We start from the raw sequence: 20,621 nt of genomic DNA on the forward strand, positions 1-20,621 counted from the left end.
GGCCCCATGGACCTGATTCCCGCGCCGCTGCACACGACCTCATGCCCGAACGACGCGAGCGTGGTGCTCGGCGCCGGGACCGTCATCGACGCCGGGCCCGGCGCGGAAGGGGCCGCGCGGTGGCTGCGCGCGACCGTCGGCGCCGCGACCGGGCTGCCGCTGGCGCCGGGGGAGCGGTCGGCGGGCGGAGTGGTGCGGCTGGCGGTGGACGAGACGGTCCCCGGTGGGCCCGAGGGCTACCGGATCACCGTGGACCCGGAGTTCGGGGTCCGGGTCACCGGCGGCGGCCCGGCCGGCGTGTTCTGGGGCGTCCAGACCCTGCGTCAGCTCCTCGGCCCCGAGGCGTTCCGCCGCGCACCCGTCGGCGCCCGCGAGTGGCGGGTGCCCGGCTGCCACATCCAGGACTCGCCGCGCTTCGGCTGGCGCGGCTTCATGCTCGACGTGGCACGGCACTTCATGCCCAAGGACGTGGTGCTGCGCTATCTCGACCTGATGGCGGCTCACAAGCTCAACGTGCTGCATCTGCACCTCACCGACGACCAGGGCTGGCGGGTGGAGATCACCCGCTACCCGCGGCTGACCGAGGTCGGCGCCTGGCGCGAGCGCACCAAGGTGGGCCTGCGCGAGTCGCCGCTGTGGGACGAGCGCCCGCACGGCGGTTACTACACCCAGGACGACATCCGGGAGATCGTGGCGTACGCCGCCGAGCGGCACATCACCGTCGTCCCCGAGATCGACATCCCCGGCCACTCGCAGGCGGCCATCGCCGCCTACCCCGACCTGGGCAACACCGATGTGGTCGACACCACCGCGCTGCCCGTACTGCCCAGTTGGGGCGTGAACCCCAATGTGCTGGCCCCCTCCGACGAGACCCTGCGCTTCTACGAGAACGTCTTCACCGAACTCCTCGACCTCTTCCCGTCCACGTTCTTCCACATCGGCGGCGACGAGTGCCCCAAGGAGCAGTGGCGCGAATCGCCCGCCGCGCAGGCGCGGATCAAGGAGCTGGGACTGGCGGACGAGGACGAGCTGCAGAGCTGGCTGATCCGGCACTTCGACCGCTGGCTGGCCGACCGCGGACGGCGGTTGATCGGCTGGGACGAGATCCTGGAGGGCGGGTTGGCGCCCGGCGCGGCCGTCTCCTCCTGGCGCGGCTACGCGGGCGGTATCGCCGCCGCCCGGGCCGGGCACGACGTGGTGATGTGCCCGCAGTCCCATGTCTACCTGGACTGGCGGCAGTCGGAGCGCGCCGACGAGCCGGTGCCGATCTCGCACGCCCGCACCCTTGAGGACGTGTTCCGCTTCGAGCCGGTTCCCCCGCAGCTCACCGAGGAGGAGGCGGCGCACGTCATCGGCGCGCAGGCCAACATCTGGACCGAGGTGATGGATTCGGTACGGGTGCTGGACTACATGGCCTTCCCCCGGCTCGCCGCCTTCGCCGAGGTCGCCTGGTCCGCGCTGCCCGCGCCCGACCAGCGGGACTGGCCCGGTTTCGCGGCGCGGATGCGCTCGCACTACGCCCGACTGGACGCGCTGGGCGTGGAGTACCGGCCCGACGCCGGGCCGCTGCCGTGGCAGCGCCGCCCGGGTGTCATCGGACGGCCGGTCGACGGGCCGCCCCCGATCGTGTGACCAATTCCGCAACTTCCGCCCCTCGCGCGGGCGGAGCTGGCACGGTGGTCTGTCGTACCGCCGCAACACACCTCAAGAAAGGCAATTCCGGCACAGCGGCCTATTCCGTCGGAGCCGTACGATCACGGCCGTGACGGACGGACCGGTACTTCGTGGACCCTCGCGTCGGCCACCGTGGAACATGTGCCAGAGTTGCCACGTCCGGGCTGTGAGCACGTACGGTACGGCTACCGCGCGACGGAGGAAGGCCGGGAAGGGGCAGGCTGCGTGAGCACGTATGCACGGCAGACGGCGGAGAACGTCACGTTGCCGACCTCGCTCGACGAGGCGGTGGCGGCGCTCGCCGCCATGCCCACTGCCGTGCCCGTCGCCGGTGGCACCGACCTGATGGCGGCGGTCAACTCCGGACTGCTGCGCCCGGCGGCGCTGGTCGGCCTCGGCCGGATCAGCGAGATCCGCGGCTGGCAGTACGCCGACGGCGCCGCGCTGCTGGGCACCGGCCTCACCCACGCCCGGATGGGCCGCCCGGACTTCGCCGCGCTGATCCCCGCCCTCGCCGCCGCCGCCCGGTCCGCGGGACCGCCGCAGATCCGCAACGCGGGCACCCTCGGCGGCAACATCGCCTCCGCCGCGCCCACCGGCGACGCGCTGCCGGTGCTGGCCGCGCTGGAGGCCAGCGTGATCGTCGCCGGGCCGGAGGGCGACCGTGAACTCCCGGTCAGCCACCTGCTGACCGGCATGGACCCGCTGCGCCCCGGCGAGCTCCTGGCCTTCGTGCGGATCCCGCTGCTGCACGCCCCGCAGACCTTCCTCAAGGCCACCGGCCGCACCGGACCGGGCCGCGCGGTGGCCTCCGTGGCGCTCGTGGTGGACCCCGCGCGCCGCCAGGTGCGCTGCTCCGTGGGCGCGGTCGCGCCGGTGCCGCTGCGGCCGCTGGAGGCCGAGCAGTGGGTCGCGGGGCTGATCGACTGGGACGGCGAGCGCAACCTGGCCCCGGAAGCGTGCACGGCCTTCGGCGAGTACGTGGCCGCCGCCTGCATTCCGGACCAGCCCGGAGTCGAACTGCCGCCCGCCGCCGTACAGCTCCGTCGTACTGTGGCCGCACTGTCCCGTCGAGCGCTCGGGAGGGCACTGGCATGACCGACCAGCCGCAGCCGCAGCCGGGCGCGCCCGGAAACTCGGGGGCCTGGCAGCCGGTTCCCGGCGGCGGGGACTACGACCCCGACCAGACCATGCATGTCTCCTTCGCCGCCCAACTGCCGCCCGAGCCGCGGCCGGGCGAGGACCCGCTCGGGGCGCACGGCCCGGCCGGTCCCGCGGGTGAGGTGGGGGATTCCGACGCGGCGACCACCTGGTCGATTCCGGTCATAAGGGACGACACCGACGGGGACTCCGGTGAGTTCTCGGTCGGTTCCTTCGCCGCGCCCTGGGACCAGGCGCCGTCGCCCGCGCCCACGCAGTCGTTCCCGGCGGGGATGTTCGGCCAGGGCGCCGCCGCCGCCGCGCACGCGCAGCGGTCGCAGGCCCGGCAGCAGCAGTCCCACCAGCAGCCGCACGAGCAGCTCCACCAGCAGCAGCCGTCCCCGCCCGAGCACTCCCAGCCGCGGGGCGACGGGCTCGGCGGCACGCCGGAGCACCACCTTCCCGCCGCGCAGGAGCAGCACCTCAGCGGGCACTGGGCGATGCCCTTCCCCGGCCCCGACGTCACCGAGGGCATCCCGTGGCCGCCCGCCGAGCCCGCGTGGTCCGGCGTGGTCGACGACCCGGAGGGCCCGCCGCCCGCCGCCCAGGACGCCCCCGCCGACCCGGCCGCCGGCCATCAGGCCGCCCCTGACACCGCGTTCGGGCACGGCACGCCCGGCCCGCACGGCGACACCGACGGATACGGCCAGGACGCCGGGTACGACGCGGCGGCCAGGACACGTGCCCAGGGCGAGCTGATCGACGCCGTGGCCGCCGCGCACCCGCTGGACGAGGTACTCGACCGGCTGGACGGCGCGGAGGCCCTGGCGGCCCTCCAGGACCTCTCCGACGACGCGTCGGCGGCCTCCGGCCACTCCGGCCACTCCGGCCAGGAGGACGCCGCCGAGGACGGGACGGCGGCCACCACGGGCCCCGCGCTCGAAGGTCCCGAAGGTCCCGAGGTTCTCGACGGTGCCGAGGTTCTCGACGGTGCCGAGGCTCTCGACGGTGCCGGGGCGGTCGAGGACACCGACGCCGTCGACGCCACCGGGGAGCCCCTCGCGGAGCCGGAGCCGGAGCCGGTCCCGCAGACCCGCAGCGAACACCCCCTCGCCTCGTACACGCTGCGCGTCAACGGCGCCGACCGGCCCGTCACCGACGCCTGGCTGGGCGAGTCGCTGCTCTACGTGCTGCGCGAGCGGCTGGGCCTGGCGGGCGCCAAGGACGGCTGCGAACAGGGCGAGTGCGGGGCCTGCTCGGTCCAGGTCGACGGCCGCCTCGTCGCCTCCTGTCTGGTGCCCGCGGCCACCGCGGCGGGCAGCGAGGTCCGTACCGTCGAGGGCCTGGGTGTCGACGGCCGCCCCTCGGACGTCCAGCGGGCGCTGGCCGAGTCCGGCGCCGTGCAGTGCGGCTTCTGCGTGCCGGGCATGGCGATGACCGTGCACGACCTGCTGGAGGGCAACCACAAGCCCACCGACCTGGAGACCCGCCAGGCGCTCTGCGGCAACCTGTGCCGCTGCTCCGGCTACCGCGGTGTGCTCGACGCCGTCGGCCAGGTGGTCGCCGCCCGCGAGGCGGAGGCCGAGGCCGACAGCGCGTCCGGCGCCGCGGCCAACCCGACGCGAGTGCCGCACCAGGGCGGACCGGTCACCAACCCGCCCGCGGGAGGCGCCGTATGACCGGCATCGTCGACGGCGCTCCCGCCGTCACCGACAGCCTGGCCGGGGCGCCCGCCCCGCACGGCATCGGCGTGTCGCTGCCGTCCACCGACGCGCTCGCCAAGACCCAGGGCACCTACCCGTACGCGGCCGACCTGTGGGCCGAGGGCCTGCTGTGGGCGGCCGTGCTGCGCTCCCCGTACCCGCACGCCCGGATCACCAGGATCGACACCTCCGAGGCCGTCGCGATGCCCGGCGTGCGCGCCGTCGTCACCCACGAGGACGTGCCCGGCGACGCGATGCACGGGCGGCGGGTCGCCGACCGGCCGGTGTTCGCCAGCGAGATCGTCAGGCACCACGGCGAGCCGATCGCCGCGGTCGCCGCCGACCACCCCGACACCGCGCGGCTGGCCGCCGCCGCGATCCTCGTCGAGTACGAGGTGCTGGAACCGGTCACCGACCCGGAGAAGGCGTTCGCCGCCGAGCCGCTGCACCCCGACGGCAACCTGATCCGGCACATCCCGCTGCGCTTCGGCGACCCCGAGGCGGTCGGCGAGGTCGTGGTGGAGGGCCTGTACCGGGTCGGCCGCCAGGACCCGGCCCCGATCGGCGCCGAGGCCGGACTCGCCGTGCCCCGCCCGGACGGCGGCGTCGAGCTCTACGTGGCCTCCACCGACCCGCACACCGACCGCGACCTGGCCGCCGCCTGCTTCGGCCTGGAGAGCGACCGGGTGAAGGTCGTCGTCACCGGTGTGCCCGGCGCGATGGGCGACCGCGAGGACTCCGGCATCCAGCTCCCGCTCGGCCTGCTGGCGCTCAGGACCGGCTGCCCGGTGAAGTTCGTGGCCACCCGCGAGGAGTCCTTCCTCGGCCACGCCCACCGCCACCCCACGCTGCTGCGCTACCGCCACCACGCCGACGCCGAGGGCCGCCTGGTCAAGGTCGAGGCGCAGGTCCTGCTCGACGCGGGCGCCTACGCCGACGCCTCCTCCGACGCGCTGGCCGCCGCCGTGGCCTTCGCCGCCGGGCCCTACGTGGTCCCGCACGTCTTCGTCGAGGGCTGGGCGGTACGCACCAACAACCCGCCGTCGGGACACGTCCGCGGCGAGGGCGCCCTCCAGGTCTGCGCGGCCTACGAGGGCCAGATGGACAAGCTGGCCGCCAAGCTGGGCCTGGACGCGGCCGAGATCCGTATGCGCAACGTGATGGCCACCGGCGACCTGCTGCCCACCGGCCAGACCGTCACCTGCCCGGCGCCGGTCGGCGAACTCCTCAAGGCCGTCCGCGACGCCGACCTGCCCCCGCTGCCCGACGGCGACGACGAGTCGCAGTGGCTGCTGCCCGGCGGCACCTCCGGCGCGGGCGAGCCGGGCGCGGTGCGCCGCGGTGTCGGCTACGCGCTCGGCATGGTGCACGTGCTGGGCGCCGAAGGCACCGACGAGGTGTCGACCGCGACCGTACGCGTGCACGACGGCCGGGCCACCGTCATCTGCGCAGCCGTCGAGACCGGCCAGGGCTTCACCACCCTGGCCCGGCAGATCGTCCAGGAGGTCCTCGGCATCGAGGACGTCCACGTGCTGCCCTCGGACACCGACCAGCCGCCCGCCGGCGCCGCCGCCCGCGGCCGCCACACCTGGGTGTCGGGCGGCGCCGTCGAACGCGCCGCCAAGATGGTCCGCACCCAGCTGCTGCAGCCGCTCGCGGCCAAGTTCGGGATGTCGGTGGAACTGCTCACCATCGCCGACGGCAAGATCACCTCCTACGACGGGGTGCTCTCCACCACCGTCGCCGAGACGCTCGACGGCAAGGAGCTGTGGGCCACCGCGCAGTGCCGCCCGCACCCCACCGACCGGCTCGACGAGACCGGCCAGGGCGACGCCTTCGTCGGCCTCACCTTCTGCGCCATCCGCGCCGTCGTCGACGTCGACATCGAACTCGGCGCCGTCCGCGTGGTGGAGATGGCCGTCGCCCAGGACGTCGGCCGGGTGCTCAACCCGCGCCAGCTCGCCGCCCGTATCGAGGCGGGCGTCACCCAGGGCGTCGGCATGGCCCTCATGGAGGACCTGCGCGCCCCCCGCGGCGTCATCAAGCGCCCCAACCTCACGGGCTACTCCCTGCCGACCGCCCTGGACGCCCCCGACATCCGCATCGTCAAACTCGTCGAGGAGCGCGACGTGGTCGCCCCCTTCGGCGCCAAGGCCGTCAGCGCGGTCCCGGTCGTCACCGCCCCGGCCGCCGTCGCCGCCGCCGTCCGCGCCGCCACCGGCCGCCCGGTGAGCCGCCTCCCGATAAGGCCCCAGGCGGCGGTGGTGAAGCCGACGGCGACGGCCTGAGGCGAATCGCCCCGGCCGCCCCGTCAGTTCAGCGCTTCGCGCCCGGCGTCACTGCCCCGCGCCGGTGCGCTTGCGGTCCATGTCCGCCTGGTCCTTCTGGGCCTTGGCGATCAGCCGTTGCTCCTCGGCCGGGTAGGAGTCGAAGAGCCGGCCGAGCGTGCTCATGCGGCCGGAGAAGTCTCCTCCCCACTTGTCGGCGGCGGCGCCGACCCAGGTGTCCTTGCCCATCAGGGCGTTGACGGCCTGGATAGCGGCACGGATGTTGTGTGCCGAGGTCTCGACGCTGTTCATGTCCTGCTGGCAGAGGTAGCCGAGCTTGTCCTCGTCGGGTATGCCCACGGGAGTCTTCCTCCGTTGCTAGCTGACAGCGATGGTGAGTACGTATGGAGTACCGCCGCCCAGCACCAGGCGGCCCGCGTGGTAGGCGAGGGCCGAGGGAAGCCAGCACGGCAGCTTGGTGGCGTCCACCGGATGCGGCAGGTCACACGTCGCGGAGCCGGTGCTCTTGTTCGCGTCGCCCCGGTGGGCGGCGATGAGTTGGGCGCCGCCGGGCCTCAGGTGGAGGACGTAGTCGCCGGACGCTCCCGAGACGTGGGCGTAGACGCCGTCGGCGCCGTCGTCGGCCACCCAGAAGAGGCGCAGCGCGGCGAGGTCCTCCGGCACGCCCGCGACCTTGGCGGGCAGCGGCGGCGTGGCGACCGCGCCGCCGGAGGTGATGGTCCTGAGGTCGCCGACGGTCGCCTTGTGGGCGAGCGAACCGGCAGCCACCCAGGCCGTCCCGGACCTGTTCACGGCGCTGCCTCGCAGCACCAGGTCGGGGTCACCCGTGTCGTGCGAGGCGGGCGCCTGGTAAAGGCGGGTCAGTCGGCCGTCCTTGAGGGACCACACGACGTCGCCGTCCGCGAGCAGCACGGAGCCGTCCGGCCGCCGGCCGAAGGGCGCTGCCCCGCCGGGGATGAAGTGGACCGCGGTCACGGCAGCCGAGGCGGGTACGGCGGCCCCGATGGTGCGATCGTTCCCCGCGGCCTTGGCCAGCACCGTCACCGTCCCGTCGGCGCGCACGCTACTGACCGTGGCTCCCGTGCCGGTCAGGAAGGCGCCGCCGGGTTGGGCGACCAGGCCGTGGGCGCCCTTGGCCTGGTCGTCGAGCACAACGTGTGCCGTACGGTCGCCGTCGATCCTGACCAGGTCGGAGGTGAGCCCGTAGACCTGGCCGTCGGAGCCGAAGGCGAGACCGTCGATGCTGCTGCCGAAGCCGAGGCCGACGGTGCTGCTGGTCTTGTCGCCCGTGTCGTCCGTCCGGACCAACACCGCCGCCTGCCCCTTGTCCGGAGCTTTCCAGCCGTCTCCGCCGCCCGAGCAGCCGGCGGTGCTGGCCGCAACGACTGCCGCGGCCAGCACCGCCGTCAGAACGCCCACGCGCCGTCGCGATGTCCGGTGCGGCATCTGGGCCCCCCTCGATCCGTGTACCGCGTCGCCGGTGGGGACGCGGGATCCTGACGGCCTCACTCCGCACCGCGCTTGAAACTGTCGGCCATGTCGTGACTGAACGTATCGAGCTTGGGGTCGGACGCGCGAGCGGAGATCCACCAGTCGTTGAAGGATGTCCGGTCCGCAGGGGTGTTGATGGCGATGTTGCCGTCCGCCCACTCCGGGTGGTCGGGTGGCGGCTTGAGCTTTCCGGACCGCACGAGCCCCTGCATGATGGGCACTTGCATGGACGCGTCGTCGTCGTACATGAGGGCCGGGGTCTTGCTCTGCTCGGTGGCCGCGTTGTTCGTCGAGAACGACGACTGGAACTTCGTGTCGAGGTAGGGGATTCCGGCCCAGATGGCGGCCTGGATCCCCGACTGCGTGAGCTGCAGGGGCTTGGGGTCCCACGGGTTGGGGACGGCGGCGGCGCCGCTGGCGAGGATGTTGAACCACATCAGGTTCTTGGCGTGCTCGGCGTCCGTGAGCGTCGCCTTGTCGACCTTCACATTACTGCCGGCCTTCGACACCTCACCGCGCAACTGGGCGAGGTCGTTCATGTAGGCGGACGCCCCGGGGTCGTCGAGGCCCGACGCGGAAGTGAGACTGATCTGGGCGTCGATCGACTGGATCACGTTCCCCACCTCGTCATGGTTCTGCATGATCATGGAGAGGAAGTCCTCGGTGTGCTGCCGGTCGGTGATCAACGTTCCTGGCCGGTCCTTCGACGGAGCGGCCGCCTGGTTCGCCACACCCGTGGAGTAGGCCAAGTCGGATACGTACGCCTGGAAGACCGTGGACAGCGCCTGCGTGATGTCCTTGTTGAGCGGGTACTGCGTCCGCTGGTTGTCGTTCTTGCCCTTCTCCGTACCGTATTCGGCGCCGCCTGCGTTGATGAGATTCGCCGCCGCCTCGGCTGACTCGTTCGGGTGCCCCTTGCGGTCCAGCGTGGCCGCCCTGATGACCGCCGCGGGGAATGTGGCGTCGTCGAAGTCGTTGCCGGGCGTGTGCCACTTGTCGCTGACCAGCGCGGCGGCGTGGTCGGGTCCCTTCCCCCCGGTGAGAATGAGGCGGGACGCGTCCGCGTTCTCGCTGACGCGCTGCATCAGGGCGATGGACGGGTCGTTGTCGTCGATGCCCTGCATCTCGGCGGGGTGCAGGCCGCCGCTGTCGCGGTAGTCGACCGTCAGACCGAGTGAGGTGTACCAGGCGTTGCGGTCGCCGACATAGCTCCCCGTGTACGGGAGCTCCCCCGCAGAGAATTCGGGCCGCATCTCGTGGCTCTGGCGCCAGTCCAGCATCGAGCCGCCGACGTCGGAGAGCAGGTGGGCGTCCCACTTGTCGCCGGGCGGGCCGTACTTGAAGAGCATGCCGACCGACCACATGTCGCCGCCGTCGGGCTGGGTGAGCTTCTTCTCCCAGTCCTGCGGGAGGGTGATCTTGCCGTTCGCGGCCATCGTGGTCGCGGTCTGCACGCCCTGGGCGAACTGGGCGAGCATCGCCTCGGAGTCCTTGCTGAGGACGACACCGTCGTGGGTGCCGTCCTGCGCGTGCAGGACGCGGGCGGCGCGGGCGGCCTGGTCCATGCCGCCGTTGGCCATGAACGCCTGGAGGTAGGCGGGGTCGTCCTGGTGGTCGGCCAGAGACTGCGCGACCTCCTTCATGGTGGCGCGCGAGGTCGGGTCCTTGGGGTTGTCCATGGCGTTCTTGAGGCCCAGCGCCTCCTGCTGGGCTTCCTGGGCCGTGTTGATCTGCGACACGTCCCAGGGGATGAAGCTCCAGTGCGCGTGCGGGTCTCCCTGAGCCGAGATATGCGGGGTGTGAGCCAGATTCGCCGCCTGGTCGGCGCGCTTGGCCATGTCGGAGGCGTCGGTGCGCACCTGCGCCACCTGCTGCGACAGCAGCGACTGGTTGAGGGTGCCCTGCCACTCGTCGAACATCTTCCGGATGTTCGGCGCCTCGCGTTCCAGCGTGTCCGCCAGGTCCTTTAATTTGTTGGCCAGTTGCCGCACCCGCTGTGGGTCGACTCCCGCGAACTCCGTCATACCGCTCTCCCCCCCTCGAGACGTCCGCCGCCCGGGAGCGGCGGACGTGACCAAGACGCTCCACACTACGCAGGAGGTTCCTGGTGAGCACGGGGGCCAGGGGTAAGGAGGGGCGGCGGGCTTCGGCTAGGCGCGCAGGCCCGCGGCCATCTCGCGTACCGCTTCCAGCGCTTGGGCCTGCATGCCGCCGCCGAAGGTGACGCGGGAGGCGCCCATGACGCCCAGTTCGCGGGGGGAGCGGCCGCCGGGGCGGGAGAGGGCGTTGACCGGGAGGCCGACCACGTCGGCGATCTCGGCCAGCAGTTCCGGCGGGGCCATGATCGGGTAGACGCAGTCGGCGCCCGCTGCCGCGTAGAGGAGGCCGCGCTCGATCGCGGCGCCCGTGGTGCGGTCGCCGCGCAGGAAGGTGTCGATGCGGGCGTTGAGGACGAGCGCGTCACCGGCGGCGGCGCGGACCTCGGCCAGCCACTCCGCCTGCGCGCGGGGATCGCGCAGCCGCTTGTCGGCCGGGTCGGAGTCCTCCAGGTTGCAGCCCACCGCCCCGGTCTCCAGCAGCCGCTCCACGAACTCCTTGGCGGGCAGCCCGTATCCGGCCTCCATGTCCGCCGTCACGGGGACGTCCACGGCCCGTACGATCCGCGCCACGGCCGCGAACATCTCGGCGGCGGGCGTCCGCCCGTCCTCGTACCCCAGCGACGCCGAGACCCCCGCGCTCGGCGTCGCCAGTGCGGGGAACCCCGCGTCCGCGAAGACCCGCGCGCTCGCCGCGTCCCACGGCCCCGGCAGCACCAGAGGATCGTCCGCCGCCCGCCCGTGGTGCAGCGCCCGCAGAATCCCGGACGCCGTGTTCGCCTGCTTCGCTCGCTCGGTCATGCCCTCGACGCTACGGTGTCACCGCCCCCCGTACGTGTACCAATCCGCACCTGAAATCTTGGGCCAATCAGCGACGGCACCTCAGGAAGGCCAGGAACATGCGAGCGCTCCTCACCTCGTCAGGGATCAAGAACGACAGCATCCGCGCCGCGCTGGTCGATCTGCTGGGCAAGCCGATCGCCGAATGCAACGCCCTTTTCGTGCCCACCGCGATCTACCCCTTCCCCGGTGGGCCGGGGATGGCGTACCGCGCGATCACCGGGCAGTCCGCGTCGCCGTTGTGCGAGCTGGGCTGGAAGTCGCTCGGGGTGCTGGAGCTGACGGCGCTGCCGAGCATCGACGAGGCCGCCTGGGTGCCGACGGTCCGGGACGCAGACGCCCTGCTGTTCTGGGGCGGCGACCCCCTCTTCCTCGCCCAGTGGATGCGGCGCTCCGGTCTGACCGCCCTGCTGCCGACGCTGCGCCCCGAGGCGGTCTACGTCGGCGTGAGCGCCGGAAGCATCGCCGCCACCTCCACCTTCGTCGAGACCTACGAAGAGCCGCCCCGCGGCACCGACGGCCCCCTCGGCTCGAAGGACGTCGTCTTCACCACCCCCGAGGGCGACGTCGACCGCATCCTGGTCACCGGGCAGGGCGCGGGCCTCGTGGACTTCGCGGTCATCCCGCACCTCGACCACCCGCACCACCCCGACGCCTCGCTGCCCAACGCGGAGTTGTGGGCGTCCCACATCCCCGCGCCCACCTACGCGATCGACGACGAGACCGCTCTCAAGGTCGTCGACGGCGTCACGGAGGTCGTCTCCGAGGGCCGCTGGAAGCTCTTCCAGCCCTAGGAGTCTCCCGTTGCCTGCAGGGCAGGACTTCGCGACTGCTGGCGGTACCGGCCGGGGGCCAGGCCGTACTCCCGCTTGAACGCTTTGGCGAAGGCGAATTCGGAGGTGTATCCGGTGCGCTGCGCGACGGTCTGTACCGGCCCGTCGCTGTCGCGCAGGAGTCGCGCCGCCAGGGTCATCCGCCACCAGGTCAGGTAGCCCAGCGGCGGTGTGCCGACCAGCGTGGTGAACCGGCGGGAGAAGGCCGCGCGCGACAGTCCGGCTGTCGCGCCGAGCGCTTCGACGGTCCACTGCCGCGCGGGTTCCTGGTGGATGTGGCGCAGCGCCGCGGTGATCGCCGGATCGTGCAGCGTCGCGGCCCACCCGGTGGCCGGGCCGTCGTCGGTCTGCTCCTCGAGCCAGGCCCGCAGGATGTACAGCAGCATCATGTCCAGCAGGGCCGACACGACCGCTTCGGTTCCGTGGTCGGGGTGGGCGATCTCGTCGCCGAGCAGGTTGACGGCCGTATGGAGCGGCGTGCGGTGGCCCAGACGTGCCGGAAGGTGGATGACTTCGGGCAGTTCCTCGAACAGGGGATGCGGCCGGGTCTGGTCGAGCGTGTACGCGCCGCACAGCAGGACCGTCGTGGCTCCCTCGCCGTCGTCGGCGCCCGGCGCCATCGCCCGCAGGGAGGCCGAGGGCGCGCCCGTCAGGGACGTCGACGGGCTGTCGGCCAGCGCGTGCCCGCAGCCGTGCGGAAGGCACACCACATCGCCCACGCCCAGGGGGATCGCGGCGCCCGTCGGCGGGATCAGCCAGCATGTCCCTTCCAGCACCACATGGAAGCCGGCCCCGGAGAACGGCTCGGCCCGCACCCCCCAGGGGGCGTGCTTGCGGATCTCGGTGGAATGCGGGCGCCCCGTACGCATGACGCCGATCGCGTCGCTGAGTACGTCCATCGCCAGATCGTATCGCGAGGCCGCCGTACACAAGACGATCGGACAGGAAACGGAGACGGTGAGCCATGGGGAGCGGCTCCTGGCCTCCATAGCCTGAGTGCGCCAAGCAGATTGACCGATCGGTCTACCAGAAGGGCAGGACATGAGCCTGTACACCGCCGTCGCGACCGCGACCGGCCGCGACGGCCGCGCCTTCAGTTCGGACGGCAAGCTGGACGTCGAACTGGCCCTCCAGAAGGAGTTGGGCGGCACCGGCGACGGCACCAACCCCGAGCAGCTCCTCGCGGCGGGCTACGCGGCCTGCTTCGCCACCTCCATGCGGCTGGTGGCGCAGAGGAAGAAGATCGATGTCTCGGGCGTGTCGGTCACCGCCGAAGTCGGCCTCGTCCCCAACGGGCAGGGGGGCTTCCAGCTCGACGTCGTACTGCGGACGAAGCTGCCGGACAGCCTGCCCCGGGACGTCGGCCGCGAGCTCATCGAGGCCACCCACCAGGTGTGCCCGTACTCCCACGCCACCCGCGGCAACATCCCGGTCGAGCTGCTCGCCGACTGAGCCGGACAACCGGAAGGGCGGCACCCTTTTTCGGGTGCCGCCCTTCTGCTTTGCCTGGTCAGGCAGTGGAGGCCGCGACCGGAATCGAACCGGCGTAACTCGCTTTGCAGGCGAGTCCCTCAACCACTCGGGCACACGGCCGTGTTGGAGTGCTTGCATCGACCTTGGCGGGGGCCGGGGCGGGGGGTCAAGGGTGGGGGCGGGGGTGCAACGGGACTGCCATGCCGCGTTCACAAACCCGGACGGCCCTAGGCCGAAAGGCGGAGGGAAAGAGGGACGCAGGGCAGGGGTGTAAGGCGGGTTTGCCCCTTACTCTTGGCGGGTGACTGTCGTGGGGACGCGTGATGAGCAGGGGATCCTTGACGCCGACGCCGAGCAGGGGGTGCTCGGGCGGCGCTACCGGGCGTTGACGCTCGGCATCGTGTCCGTGGTGCTGCTGATCGCGTTCGAGGCGACCGCGGTGGGTACGGCGATGCCGATCGCCGCGCGGGAGCTGCACGGGCTGGGCCTGTACGCGTTCGCGTTCTCCGGGTACTTCACGACGTCGCTGCTGGCGATGGTGGTCAGCGGGCAGTGGTGCGACCGCAGCGGGCCGCTGGCGCCGCTCGCGGCGGGGATCGGCGGGTTCGGGGCCGGGCTGGTGGTGAGCGGGACCGCGCAGTCGATGTGGCCGTTCGTGCTCGGCCGGGCGATACAGGGGCTCGGCGGCGGGCTGGTGATCGTCGCGCTGTACGTGGTGGTGGGGCGGGCGTACCCGGCGCGGCTGCGGCCGTCGGTGATGGCGGCCTTCGCCGCGTCATGGGTGGTGCCGTCGATCGTCGGGCCGCTGGTGTCGGGCACGGTCACCGAGAACCTGGGCTGGCGCTGGGTGTTCCTGGCCATTCCGGCGCTGGTGGCGCTGCCGCTGGCGATCATGCTGCCGCCGCTGCGGCGTACCGCGAAGGCGCAGGACCCGCCCGCGGATCCTGCCGCGGATCCCGCCGCCGATCCCGCCAGGGACGGGCGGCGGATCTGGTACGCGGTCGCGCTCGCGGTCGGCGCGGCGCTGTTGCAGTACGCGGGGCAGGACATCACCCCGCTGTCGGCCGTACCGGCGATCGCGGGTGCCGCGCTGCTCGTGCCCTCGGCGCTGCGGCTGCTGCCGCGCGGCACTTTCCGGGCGGCCCGCGGGCTGCCCACCGTGGTACTGATGCGCGGGGTCGCGGCGGGCACCTTCATCGCCGCCGAGACCTTCATACCGCTGATGCTGGTCACCCAGCGCGGGCTGTCGGCCACCATGGCGGGCTTCTCCCTGGCGGGCGGCGGGCTGACCTGGGCGGTCGGTTCCTACGTGCAGGCCAGGCCGCGGCTGGCGCCGCTGCGTGAGCGGATGGTCCAGCTCGGCATGCTGCTGTCCGCCGCCGCGATCATCGGGGTCTGCCTGGTGCTGATACCCGGGGTGCCGGTCTGGGTGGTGGCCGTCTCCTGGTGCGGGGCGGGCCTGGGCATGGGCCTGGCCATCTCCACCATCAGCGTGCTGCTGCTGGAGCGGTCGGCGCCGCACGAGGCCGGTGCCAACTCCGCCGCGCTCCAGGTCTGTGACGCGCTGTCCAACGTCCTGCTGGTCGGCGCCGCGGGCACCGTCTTCGCCGCCCTGGGCGGCGGCGCCATCGGCGCCACCGCCACCGGCACGGCCCCCCACCACCACCCGGCCGCCTTCGCCGCCGTCTTCCTCCCCATGGCCGCCCTCGCCCTCGCAGGCGTCTTCCTGGCGGCCCGCCTGCGCGTCAAGCCGGCGGCGGCGCCCGCGAACTGAGCCGAAGCCTGACGCCTTCGAGCCGAGCCGACCGAGCCGAAGCCTGGCGGCACGCGCCCAGCGCGCCAGCCCGCCGCCAGGCGCCCCCCGCGCGGGGACGCGCCTGCCCGAGGCCCCCCGGCGCCTGAGGCGTCGCGCGGCGACTGTGAGGTGGGTCGCACCTGGGGTGGTGCGGGGGCGTCTACCCGGGTGCGGAGGTGCGCGGCCGGTACGCTGAGGCGGTTTTCGTACGGACCGGAAAGCCGCCTCGACCTTCTCAACGGAGACCGTGACTACCACCGCATCGCATCCGCACCACCTGTCTCCCGCCTTCCCCGGCCGCGCGCCCTGGGGGACGGCGAACAAGCTGCGGGCCTGGCAGCAGGGGGCCATCGACGCGTATGTCGCCAAGCAGCCACGGGACTTCCTGGCGGTGGCGACGCCCGGCGCGGGCAAGACGACCTTCGCGCTGTCGCTGGCGTCGTACCTGCTCCACAACCATCTGGTGCAGCAGATCACCGTGGTGGCGCCCACCGAGCACCTGAAGACGCAGTGGGCGGACGCGGCGGCGCGGATAGGGATCAAGCTGGACCCGGAGTACAGCGCGGGCCCGGTCGGGCGCGAGTACCACGGGGTGGCGGTGACGTACGCGGGCGTCGGCGTACGCCCGATGCTGCACCGCAACCGGTGCGAGCAGCGCAAGACGCTGGTGATCCTGGACGAGATCCACCACGCGGGCGACAGCAAGTCCTGGGGCGAGGCGTGCCTGGAGGCGTTCGACCCGGCGACCCGGCGGCTCGCGCTGACCGGCACGCCGTTCCGGTCGGACACCAACCCGATCCCGTTCGTGGCGTACGAGGAGGGCAACGACGGGATCCGCCGCAGCTCCGCCGACTACACGTACGGATACGGCAACGCGCTCGCCGACGGCGTGGTCCGCCCGGTGATCTTCCTGTCCTACAGCGGCAACATGCGCTGGCGCACCAAGGCGGGCGACGAGATCGCCGCCCGGCTCGGCGAGCCGATGACCAAGGACGCCATCGGGCAGGCGTGGCGGACCGCGCTGGCGCCGACGGGGGAGTGGATCCCCAATGTGCTGCGGGCGGCCGACCAGCGGCTGACCGAGGTGCGCAAGGGCATCCCGGACGCGGGCGGCCTGGTGATCGCCACCGACCAGGACTCGGCCCGCTCCTACGCCAAGCTGCTCAAGGAGATCTCCGGGCACAAGCCGACCGTGGTGCTCTCCGACGACACCGGCGCCTCCAAGCGGATCGAGGAGTTCAGCCAGTCCGAGGACCGCTGGATGGTCGCGGTCCGGATGGTGTCCGAGGGCGTGGACGTACCGCGGCTGGCGGTCGGGGTGTACGCCACCACCATCTCCACCCCGCTGTTCTTCGCCCAGGCCGTCGGCCGCTTCGTACGGTCCCGGCGGCGCGGCGAGACGGCGTCGGTGTTCGTGCCGACCATCCCGATGCTGCTGGAGTTCGCCAACGAGATGGAGGTCGAGCGCGACCACGTGCTCGACAAGCCGAAGAAGGCCGGCGAGGAGGACCCCTTCGCGGAGGAGGACAAGCTCCTCGCGGAGGCCGAGAAGGGCGAGGACGAGGACACCGAGGACGACATGCTGCCCTTCGAGGCGCTGGAGTCCGACGCGGTCTTCGACCGGGTCCTCTACGACGGCGCCGAGTTCGGCATGCAGGCGCACCCCGGCAGCGCGGAGGAGCAGGACTACCTCGGCATCCCCGGGCTGCTGGAGCCCGACCAGGTGCAGATACTGCTGCAGCGGCGGCAGGCCCGGCAGATCGCGCACAGCAGGAAGAAGCCGGACGAGGAGGCCGATCTGCTGGAGCTGCCCGCCGAGCGGCGGCCGATCGTCACCCACCGCCAACTGCTCGAACTGCGCAAGCAGCTCAATACCCTCGTGGCCGCCTACAACCACCAGAGCGGCAAGCCGCACGGCGTGATCCACAACGAACTGCGGCGGGTCTGCGGCGGCCCGCCGAGCGCCGAGGCGACCGCCGGACAGCTCTCCGAACGCATCAAGAAGGTGCAGGAGTGGGCGACCCGAATGCGGTAGCTTTCCGCCGGATTGTCGAGGATCGCGTGTCAGCCGATCCTCAAGAGACTCTCAAGCAAACGCCCGGATTGTGGACGACCCCTTCCGCTGAGCGGTACTCGCTCGCTAGCGTGCCCGTCACGCACGCGCCGTGGCAGTGCAGCCGCGGAGTGCAGCCGGTACTGCCGACACCGGCGGCCTCTCCGCGCACTGCCGCGGGACCGGCAGTGTGTACCGCCTGAGATGCGCCGCCGAATCTACGAGGAGGGGGCGTCGTGACCGCGGAGACGTCTCAGACGCTTGACCGGGGCCTGCGGGTCCTCAAGCTGCTCGCCGACACCGACCACGGGCTGACCGTGACCGAGCTGGCCGCCAAACTCGGCGTGAACCGGACGGTGGTGTACCGGTTGCTGGCGACCCTGGAACAGCACTCCCTGGTCCGCCGTGACCTGGGCGGCCGGGCGAGGGTGGGGCTCGGTGTGCTGGGCCTGGCCCATCAGGTGCACCCGCTGCTGCGTGAGGCGGCGCTTCCGGCGCTGCGCTCGCTGGCCGAGGAGATAGGGGCGACCGCCCACCTCACCTTGGTCGACGGCAGCGAGGCGCTGGCCGTCGCCGTGGTCGAGCCGACCTGGACCGACTACCACGTGGCCTACCGCACCGGCTTCAGGCACCCGCTGGACCGGGGCGCCGCGGGCCGGGCGATCCTGGCGGGCCGGGGCATGCAGCCCGCGCCCGACGGGCTGAGCTGGGTGCGCTTCCCGGAGGGCGAGGAGGCCGTGGAGGGCGTCGAGGACGGCGAGCTGACGGTCGCGGGCGCGGGCGGCGGATCGCTGGCCGGCGCCCACACCGCCACCGCGCTCACCGCGTCCGCCGGCGGCTTCGTACCCGCCGATCCGCCGGTCCGCTACGTGCTGACCCACGGCGAGCTGGAGGCGGGCGCCAGCGGCGCCGCCGCCCCGCTGCTCGGGGTGCCGGGGATCGAGGGCAGCGTCGGCGTCGTGATGCTGGCCGAGTCGGTGCCCGAGCGGGTGGGGCCGCGCGTGGTCGAGGCGGCGACGGAGGTGGCGGACGCCCTGCGCTGATGCCGGTGCCCGCGAGGTGGTGTGACGACCGTCACCTCGCGGGCATGGTCACGGGTCGGGTACGGGTCGGGTACGGCGTTCTGGGTCGGGCGCCGGGTGAAATAAGGTCGAGCGCATGCCTCACCTCTCCCGCCGGTCCGTGACCCTCGCCGCCTGCGCGGCGGTCGTCGTCGCCCTGCTGGCCGTGGCCGCGTTCGCACCGCTGCCGGTCTCGATCGTCGAGCCCGGCCTGACCGCGAACGTCCTGGGCGCGGACAAGGGCACCGCCGTGATCACGGTCAGTGGGACGCCGACGCGCACCACCAGCGGGCAGCTGCGGATGGTGACCATCCAGGCCACCGCCCCGAACGCCTCGGTGCACTTCACCGACGTCTGGAGCGCGTGGTGGAACAAGGACCAGGCGGTCATGCCGCGGGACTCGGTCTACCCCAGCGGCGGCTCGGTCAAGGAGATCGAGAAGGTCAATCTCAAGGCGATGACCGACTCGCAGCAGGACGCCACCGCGGCGGCGCTCAAGCACCTCGGGCTGTCGCCCGCGAAGGTGAAGGTCGACCTGCACCTCGCCGACGTCGGCGGACCGAGCGCCGGGCTGCTCTTCACCCTCGGGATCATCGACAAGATCGACGGCAACGGCCGCGGCGGCGACCTCACCGGCGGCCGTAACATCGCCGGCACCGGCACCATCGACGCCGCGGGCAAGGTCGGCGCCGTCGGCGGCGTGCCGCTCAAGGAGCAGGCCGCCCGCCGCGACGGCGCCACCGTCTTCCTCGTCCCCCGCGCCGAGTGCACCGACGCCAAGCCGGAGCTGCCCGCCGGGCTGAAGCTCATCCCGGTCGACAACCTCGACGGCGCGCTGGCGGCCCTCGCCGCCCTAGACGTGGGGCAGAAGACGCCCAGCTGCTAGACGGCGGGCTCGGGCGGGGTGTTCCACTGGCGGAAGGCGGGGAGGAACAGCGGGCTGAGGGTGGTCAGCAGGTAGAGGGCGCTGACGGTGGCCATACCGGCGGTGAGGCCCGCGTACTGGACGACGTAGCCGCCGAGGAGGCCGCCGAGGGGGACCGCGACCAGGACGCCGGAGGTGACGGCGCCGAACACGCGGCTGCGGAGGCGCTCGGGGACCAACCGGACCATCTCGGTGCCGATGATGGGGTTGAGGACGCCGGCGGCGAGCCCGCAGACCGCGCAGGTGGCCACCAGCGGGGCCAGCCCGGGGAAGACGGCGGCGACCGCGGTGCGGGGGAAGCCGCAGACCAGGAACGCCCCGATGAACAGGGCGCGTTGCGGCAGCCGGTGGCCGAAGGCGCCGTAGAGCAGGGAGCCGGTGAGCGCCGCGGCGGCGAAGGTGCCGGAGACCACACCGATGCTCACCGAGCCGCCGAGGTTCCGCCGGGCGTCCACCGGCAGCAGCACCGCCGACCACGCCTGGTCGAGGGCGTTGGTGACCATCACCATCACCACGACCGCGAACAGCAGCCGGGCGCCCACCAGATAGGCGAAGCCCTCGCGCAACTCGGCCCGGTAGCCGCGCAGCGTGGCCGGTTCGCTCGGCCGCGGCGGCCGCGCCCCGCGGCGCACCCCGAAGCCGATCAGCAGCGCGGAGACGGCGAAGGTCCCCGCGTCCAGGAAGAGCACGTCCGCGGCGCCGGTGACGGCGATCAGCACACCCGCCAGCGGCGCGCCCAGCATCCGGGCGCCGCGCGAGGCGCTCTCGTACGCGCTCGACGCCCGCATGATCGTGGTGCCCGCGTGCTCCGCGAGCTGCGGCATCAGCACCTCGCGGGCGGTCTCGCCGGGGGCGTGGAAGAGCCCGGATATCGCGACCAGCACCAGCAGTTGCCAGAAGGCCAGCCCGGCGGTGAGGTGCAGCACGGGCACCGCGCCGATCGCCACCGCGCAGACCACGTCGGAGATCACGCTGGTACGGCGCAGCCCCAGCCGGTCGATCAGCGGCCCGCCGAGCAGCGCGGCCAGGACGACCGGCAGCGTACCGGCGAAGGCCACCAGACCGGCCCGCGCCGGGCTGCCGGTGGTCTGCAGCACGAACCACGGGACGGCCACGACGGTGAGCATGTTGCCGGTGACCGAGATGACGTTAGCGGTGAGCAGCAGGCCCAGCGGATGGCGGCTGCCGCCCCCGCCGGGCGCGTCGGCGGCGGTGCCGGTGTTCGGTTCCTCGGTGCGTGCGGTCATGA

16 protein-coding genes and 1 tRNA gene are annotated in these 20,621 nt (G+C 72.9%); 10 read left to right on the forward strand and 7 right to left on the reverse strand.

From position 1 onward, the window contains the following. The first annotated feature begins 6 nt into the window (after positions 1–6). The 4 genes from AB0M29_RS26555 (at position 7) to AB0M29_RS26570 (ending at position 6,805) form a co-directional block, all read left to right on the forward strand. Positions 7–1,632 (forward strand): beta-N-acetylhexosaminidase, encoded by a 1,626-nt coding sequence (locus tag AB0M29_RS26555; RefSeq protein WP_365386839.1) that lies wholly within the window; start codon positions 7–9, stop codon positions 1,630–1,632. Positions 1,633–1,899: 267 nt separating this feature from the next. Beyond that, positions 1,900–2,772, forward strand: a complete 873-nt coding sequence (locus AB0M29_RS26560; RefSeq protein ID WP_365386841.1) for an FAD binding domain-containing protein — start codon at positions 1,900–1,902, stop codon at positions 2,770–2,772. Further along, complete coding sequence (locus tag AB0M29_RS26565) at positions 2,769–4,493, forward strand: (2Fe-2S)-binding protein (protein WP_365386843.1); 1,725 nt, start codon at positions 2,769–2,771, stop codon at positions 4,491–4,493. The genes AB0M29_RS26560 and AB0M29_RS26565 overlap by 4 nt, the downstream gene beginning before the upstream one ends. Continuing rightward, positions 4,490–6,805, forward strand: a complete 2,316-nt coding sequence (locus tag AB0M29_RS26570) for a xanthine dehydrogenase family protein molybdopterin-binding subunit (protein ID WP_365386845.1) — start codon at positions 4,490–4,492, stop codon at positions 6,803–6,805. The genes AB0M29_RS26565 and AB0M29_RS26570 overlap by 4 nt, the downstream gene beginning before the upstream one ends. A gap of 48 nt (positions 6,806–6,853) precedes the next feature. Here AB0M29_RS26570 and AB0M29_RS26575 read toward each other — a convergent pair whose 3' ends face one another. The 4 genes from AB0M29_RS26575 to AB0M29_RS26590 form a co-directional block, all read right to left on the reverse strand. Next, positions 6,854–7,144, reverse strand: a complete 291-nt coding sequence (locus AB0M29_RS26575; protein ID WP_365386847.1) for a hypothetical protein — start codon at positions 7,142–7,144, stop codon at positions 6,854–6,856. A gap of 18 nt (positions 7,145–7,162) precedes the next feature. Next, positions 7,163–8,224, reverse strand: coding sequence for a hypothetical protein (locus tag AB0M29_RS26580; RefSeq protein ID WP_365386849.1), 1,062 nt, complete (start codon positions 8,222–8,224; stop codon positions 7,163–7,165). Positions 8,225–8,310: 86 nt separating this feature from the next. Continuing rightward, positions 8,311–10,320, reverse strand: coding sequence for a hypothetical protein (locus AB0M29_RS26585; protein WP_365386852.1), 2,010 nt, complete (start codon positions 10,318–10,320; stop codon positions 8,311–8,313). A 126-nt stretch (positions 10,321–10,446) separates the two neighbouring features. Next, the gene (locus tag AB0M29_RS26590; RefSeq protein ID WP_365386854.1) at positions 10,447–11,193 is read right to left on the reverse strand and encodes an isocitrate lyase/phosphoenolpyruvate mutase family protein; all 747 of its coding nucleotides are present in this window, start codon (positions 11,191–11,193) and stop codon (positions 10,447–10,449) included. A gap of 98 nt (positions 11,194–11,291) precedes the next feature. Between AB0M29_RS26590 and AB0M29_RS26595 the strand changes: the two genes are divergently transcribed. Continuing rightward, a complete protein-coding gene (locus AB0M29_RS26595; protein ID WP_365386856.1) occupies positions 11,292–12,026 on the forward strand; it encodes a Type 1 glutamine amidotransferase-like domain-containing protein in 735 nt (244 codons plus the stop codon). Here AB0M29_RS26595 and AB0M29_RS26600 read toward each other — a convergent pair. Beyond that, the gene (locus AB0M29_RS26600; protein WP_365386859.1) at positions 12,023–12,964 is read right to left on the reverse strand and encodes an AraC family transcriptional regulator; all 942 of its coding nucleotides are present in this window, start codon (positions 12,962–12,964) and stop codon (positions 12,023–12,025) included. The two genes, AB0M29_RS26595 and AB0M29_RS26600, sit on opposite strands and share 4 nt — an antisense overlap. 142 nt (positions 12,965–13,106) lie before the next feature. On the opposite strand from AB0M29_RS26600, the gene AB0M29_RS26605 reads away from it, so the two are divergent. Next, positions 13,107–13,517: an organic hydroperoxide resistance protein gene (locus tag AB0M29_RS26605; RefSeq protein WP_365386862.1), complete on the forward strand. Its 411-nt coding sequence runs from the start codon at positions 13,107–13,109 to the stop codon at positions 13,515–13,517. Positions 13,518–13,583: 66 nt separating this feature from the next. Here AB0M29_RS26605 and AB0M29_RS26610 read toward each other — a convergent pair. Further along, positions 13,584–13,658, reverse strand: a tRNA-Cys gene (locus AB0M29_RS26610). Between the two features lie 181 nt (positions 13,659–13,839). Here AB0M29_RS26610 and AB0M29_RS26615 point away from each other — a divergent pair. The 4 genes from AB0M29_RS26615 (at position 13,840) to AB0M29_RS26630 (ending at position 19,333) form a co-directional block, all read left to right on the forward strand. Then, on the forward strand, positions 13,840–15,312 hold the full coding sequence (locus AB0M29_RS26615) for an MFS transporter (protein WP_365386865.1): 1,473 nt from the start codon (positions 13,840–13,842) through the stop codon (positions 15,310–15,312). Positions 15,313–15,580: 268 nt separating this feature from the next. Further along, the gene (locus AB0M29_RS26620) at positions 15,581–17,368 is read left to right on the forward strand and encodes a DEAD/DEAH box helicase (protein ID WP_365386866.1); all 1,788 of its coding nucleotides are present in this window, start codon (positions 15,581–15,583) and stop codon (positions 17,366–17,368) included. Positions 17,369–17,622: 254 nt separating this feature from the next. Further along, positions 17,623–18,429, forward strand: a complete 807-nt coding sequence (locus AB0M29_RS26625) for a helix-turn-helix domain-containing protein (RefSeq protein WP_365386867.1) — start codon at positions 17,623–17,625, stop codon at positions 18,427–18,429. 115 nt (positions 18,430–18,544) lie between these two features. Beyond that, a complete protein-coding gene (locus AB0M29_RS26630) occupies positions 18,545–19,333 on the forward strand; it encodes a S16 family serine protease (protein WP_365386869.1) in 789 nt (262 codons plus the stop codon). Here AB0M29_RS26630 and AB0M29_RS26635 read toward each other — a convergent pair. Next, positions 19,330–20,619, reverse strand: coding sequence for an MFS transporter (locus AB0M29_RS26635; protein WP_365386870.1), 1,290 nt, complete (start codon positions 20,617–20,619; stop codon positions 19,330–19,332). The genes AB0M29_RS26630 and AB0M29_RS26635 overlap by 4 nt on opposite strands. Positions 20,620–20,621: the final 2 nt, after the last annotated feature.

Source organism: Streptomyces sp. NPDC051976 (assembly GCF_040680795.1).
Classification (GTDB): domain Bacteria; phylum Actinomycetota; class Actinomycetes; order Streptomycetales; family Streptomycetaceae; genus Actinacidiphila.